Source organism: Plasticicumulans sp. (genome assembly GCF_035331805.1).
Classification (GTDB): Bacteria; Pseudomonadota; Gammaproteobacteria; order Competibacterales; family Competibacteraceae; genus Plasticicumulans.
On record NZ_DAOLKE010000305.1, the window covers coordinates 1 to 4222 of the forward strand.

At 72.9% G+C, this 4222-nt stretch carries 5 protein-coding genes and 2 pseudogenes; all 7 read left to right on the forward strand.

Annotated elements, in window-relative coordinates; genetic code table 11:
- A pseudogene (locus PKE44_RS15755) lies at positions 1–425 on the forward strand (hypothetical protein); the annotation flags it as partial.
- Complete coding sequence (locus PKE44_RS15760) at positions 418–969, forward strand: phage tail protein (protein WP_324553023.1); 552 nt, start codon at positions 418–420, stop codon at positions 967–969. The pseudogene PKE44_RS15755 and the gene PKE44_RS15760, both read left to right, overlap by 8 nt.
- Positions 970–1003: 34 nt before the next feature.
- Entirely contained in the window at positions 1004–1870 is an 867-nt protein-coding gene (locus PKE44_RS15765; protein ID WP_324553025.1) for a hypothetical protein, read from the forward strand.
- 71 nt (positions 1871–1941) lie between these two features.
- Positions 1942–2112, forward strand: coding sequence for a hypothetical protein (locus PKE44_RS15770; protein WP_324553027.1), 171 nt, complete (start codon positions 1942–1944; stop codon positions 2110–2112).
- A 24-nt stretch (positions 2113–2136) separates the two neighbouring features.
- The gene (locus PKE44_RS15775; protein ID WP_324553030.1) at positions 2137–3171 is read left to right on the forward strand and encodes a contractile injection system protein, VgrG/Pvc8 family; all 1035 of its coding nucleotides are present in this window, start codon (positions 2137–2139) and stop codon (positions 3169–3171) included.
- A complete protein-coding gene (locus PKE44_RS15780; protein WP_324553032.1) occupies positions 3161–3817 on the forward strand; it encodes a phage baseplate assembly protein V in 657 nt (218 codons plus the stop codon). Before PKE44_RS15775 ends, PKE44_RS15780 begins: the two co-directional genes overlap by 11 nt.
- Before the next feature lie 4 nt (positions 3818–3821).
- Positions 3822–4222 (forward strand): annotated as a pseudogene (locus PKE44_RS15785) (hypothetical protein); the annotation flags it as partial.

Genomic DNA, 4222 nt, shown 5'->3' on the forward strand with positions numbered 1-4222 from the left:
GCCGCCTCGTGCTCGATGACGAGCGCCTGCCCGGCGGCCTGCCGGACACGCGCGCCGAGCAGCCCGGGCTGCCGCAGCCGCCGGCGCGCACCGCGTACTACCGCTCGGCCGAAGTCCTGCGCTTCGTGAACTGGCTGCTGCGCCGGCTCGATGCGCTCGGTCAGCGCCTGGTGTTCGTCAGCGACCCCGACGACCCGCGCCCGGCGCTGCTGCTCGAAGACTTCTTCGCGCGCCTGCACGCGCTCGGCGCACTGCGCGGGGCGCGCTTCGAGGACGCCTGCACGATCCGCCGCGCCGCGACCGGCGCGGCCGCCCTCGCCTTCGAGATCGAGATTGCGCCGGCCGTGCCGGTCGATGCGATCACGCTGACGCTCGCGCCGGTCGACGGCGACTGGCGCGCGCAGGCGGTGGCCGGCCGTGGCTGAGTTCGGACTGTCGGCAAGCGTCTCGGTCGGCTTCGGCGGCGGCGGTCCCGGCGATGCCGAAGCCTCGCCGCCACCGGCGCAGGAACCCGTCTTCGTCCCGTTCCGCTTCCGCGTGCAGCTGTATTCGGCCGATGCCGGCGCACCGTCGGCGCTGATCTGCGCCGGCGCGTTCAGCGAGGTCAGCGGCCTGGAGGCGACGATGACGCCGAAGGCGATTCGCGAGGGCGGGCGCAACTGGGGCGAACTGCAGCGCGCCGGCACGACGAGCTTCGCGACCGTCGTGCTCAAGCGCGGCATGACCTCGGTCGGCGATCTGTGGAACTGGTTCGAGAGCGTCAACCGCCTGAGCGTCACCGGCTACCGGATGCGCGCGACGATCGAGGTGCTCGCCGATGGCAGCGACACGCCGCGCCTGGTCTGGACGCTCGCCAACGCGCTGCCGGTGAAGTTCAAGGGCGCCGACCTGTCGGCGAGCGCCGCGCAGGTCGCGATCGAGGAACTGCACTTCGTGCACGAAGGGCTGACGCTGGCGCGCCCGGGCTGACGCGAGACCGAACGAATCCGGAGGAACCCCGACGATGGCCACCGACGACCCCGCCGTCACCCGCGCCCGGCTCGTGCCCTGGCAGGGCAATACGCTGCTCGATGCGAAGGCGATCAGCGTCGCCTTCAATCCGGTGAGTCTGAAGCTCGCGCTCAGCAACCAGATCAAGGCCGACGCCGGCAACAAGGGCAAGGCACAGAGCGCCGCGCAGTTCGTCGACAAGAGCGCCTCGACGCTGAGCTTCGAGCTGATCTTCGACACCAGCCTCGATTACAGCGACGTGCGCGAGCAGACGCGCAGGATCGCCGAGCTGTTCATGAAGCCGGTCGCACCCGGCGAACCCGGCTACCAGGGCGATGGCAAGCAGCCGACCGTGCCGCGGCGGCTGCGCTTCCAGTGGGGGAAGTTCGGCTTCGACGGGCTGATGCAGAGCTACGCCGAAACCCTCGACTACTTCTCGCCCGAGGGCGTGCCGCTGCGCGCGACGCTGTCGCTGACGCTCGCCGAGGACCGCTTTCAGCACTTCTCGCTGCCCGGCGAGCCGCCGCTCGCGCGCACGCCGCCGCAGTTCGCCCCGGCCGGCGGCGCGACGACGGTGCCGGAGGCCGAGCGCGCCGCCGGTGCCGATCCGGGCCGCGACTGGCGCGCGACGGCGCTGTTCAACGGCCTCGAAACCCCGCGTTTCACGGCCGGAGTCGGCGTCGGGGTCGGGGCTGGAGTCGGCGTCGGGGCCGGCGTCGATGCCGGGGTCGGCGTGTTCGTGCCGCCGGGTCCGGCACCGTCGCTCGGCGGCGGCTTCACGTTCGGCGCCTCGGCCCGGCTCGGCACGCATCTCGGCGCCGCGGTGGAAACCCCGGCACCGGCCGTGCGCGCCGGCGTGTCGATCCGCTTCGGCGTCTGAGCGGCGTCCGGGGGGCACTTTGGCGGGCTTTCTGGCAAGCACTCTGGCGAACACTTTCAGGAGTCCGGGCGATGCCGGTGCATATCGAGGAACTCGACACGACCATGACCGAGCCGCCGCCGGCGCCGGCGAACGACGCGCAGGCCGAGACCGACGCGCGCCCGGTGCAGCCCGATCCGCTGCTGCTCGCGCTCGCGCTCGAGCTGCTCGCCGAGCGCCGGGCCCGGCTGCAGTTCGACTGATGCCCCGGTACAGGAACCCGGCCGATGTCTGACTCCGCCTTCACCGCCGCCCGCCCGTGGTGCCGCATCGACGGCAGTCTGCGCGCCGACGTGCAGACGGCCGTGCTCGCCTGCACGGCCGGTGGCCGCATCGGCGAGCCCGCGCACGCCGAAGTCAGGCTGCTGAACTGGGGCGGGCGTGGCGGTGCCGATGCCGGTTTCCTGTTCGATTCGCTGCAGCCGGGCCAGACGCTGACGCTCGGCTTCGGCGACGACGAGGTTTTCACCGGCGACATCACCGCGGTCGAGGAACGCTACGGCGGCGGCGCGCCGCAACTCGTGCTGCTCGCCGAAGACGCGCTGCACCGGCTGGCACGCAGTCGCCACAGCCGCAGCTTCGAGGCGCTGTCGCCGGCGGCGCTGCTCACGCAGCTCGCCGCTGCCGCCCGGCTGCAGGCCGACTGCAACGTCGATGCGCCGGTCGCGACCTGGCATCAGCTCAACGAAAGCGACCTGGCGCTGCTCTGCCGTGTGCTCGGGCGCTACGACATCGAGCCCTGGCTCGATGGCACGAAGCTCGTCGCCCGCCGCCCCGAAGCGCCGACCGGCACGCTCGCACTCAATGCGATGGACAGCGCCGAGCTGCGCCTGATCGCCGACCTCGCGCAGCAGCCAACCGCGGTCGAGGTACGCGGCTACGACCTTGCGAGCGGCAGCGAAGTCCGGGGCTCGGCGCGCACGCTGCAGCCCCCGCCCGGCGCGGTGACTGCAGCCGCGCGGCTGGCCGCACTCGGCTGGCCCGGTGCCGAGGTCTTCCCGCAGCCGGCCGCCGGCTCACAGACCGACGCCGACGGCCTCGCCGCCGCTGCGTTCGGCCGCCGTGCCGGCGCCTGGGTACACGGCGACATGCGGCTGCGCGGCAACCCGAAGCTGCGCCGCGGCGGCTACGTGGAACTGTCCGGCGTGTCGAAGCGCTTCGCCGGGCGCTACCGGATGACCGGCGTCTGGCAGTCCTTCGATCTGACCGAAGGCTTCCGCACGCGGCTGAAGCTCGAACGCGGGGACTGGAATGGCAGCTGAACCGCAGCCGCACGCCCTCGCCGGTGCCGTCGGCACGCTGCAACTGGCGATCGTCACCGACACGCGCGACCCCGAAAACCGTGGTCGCGTGCAGGTGCGCCTCGTTGCGCTCGAGGTCGAGCTGTGGGCGCCGGTGCTCGTGGCCTCGGCCGGCAACGGCTACGGCGTCGCCTGCCTGCCGAAGATCGGCGAGATCGTCGCGCTCGGCTTCGTCGGCCCGGAGCTGCCGCTGGTGCTCGGCAGCCTGTGGACCGGCGCAGCCCCGCCCCAGCCCGGCGCCGCGCCGGTCGAGCAGCGCTACAGCGTGAAGACGCCGGCCGGCACCGAGCTGCGCTTCGATGACGCCGGCAGCCCGCAGCTGCTGATCGAGACCCCGGCCGGCCAGCGCCTGCGCCTGAGCGACAGCGGCAACGGCCTGCTGCGCATCGAGATCGCCGGCAACACGATCACCGTCGATGGCAGCAGCGTGCGCGTGCAGGCCGTGGAAGAGATCAGCCTCAGCGCCCCGCAGGTCAACATCAGCGCCGGACAGCTCAAGGTCGCGGCCGGCATGAGCCAGTTCAGCGGCGTGGTCAAGTGCGACACGCTGATCAGCAACGCGGTGGTCTCGGCGAGCTACACGCCGGGTGCCGGCAACGTCTGGTGAAGCGATGAACGCCGTCGTCCGTCCGCCCGAGACCGCCCGCCGCCACGCCGGCGAACTCGAACTGCGCGCGCCGTGGTACGCAGCGGCGAGCGATGGCTGCACGCTGCACCGCTACCTCGATGACGACTTCGTCCCGCGTTTCCTCGGCGAACTCGCCGCCGGCGGACCGGCCGATGACGGCTGGACGCAGGCCGACCGCTTCGGCGGCAGTGCGCTGCCGGTGCTGCGCCTGCCGGTGCACCGCGCGTTCTACGTGCTCGCGACCGAAGTCCACTGCGTGCAGCCCGGCCACCCGGCGCTCGACCCGCAGCGCATCGTCGAGGCCGGCTGCGTCGTGCGCCGCCACGACCCGCGCGGCGGCCTGCAGGCCTGGATGCTCGCCGGCGGCCGGCCGCTCGGCTCGCG

Excerpts from the sequence above, each read along its gene's own strand:
- PKE44_RS15775 (WP_324553030.1), top strand. The coding sequence starts at position 2,137 with ATGTCTGACTCCGCCTTCACCGCCGCCCGCCCGTGGTGCCGCATCGAC.
- PKE44_RS15770 (WP_324553027.1), top strand. The coding sequence starts at position 1,942 with ATGCCGGTGCATATCGAGGAACTCGACACGACCATGACCGAGCCGCCG.
- PKE44_RS15780 (WP_324553032.1), top strand. The coding sequence starts at position 3,161 with ATGGCAGCTGAACCGCAGCCGCACGCCCTCGCCGGTGCCGTCGGCACG.
- PKE44_RS15765 (WP_324553025.1), top strand. The coding sequence starts at position 1,004 with ATGGCCACCGACGACCCCGCCGTCACCCGCGCCCGGCTCGTGCCCTGG.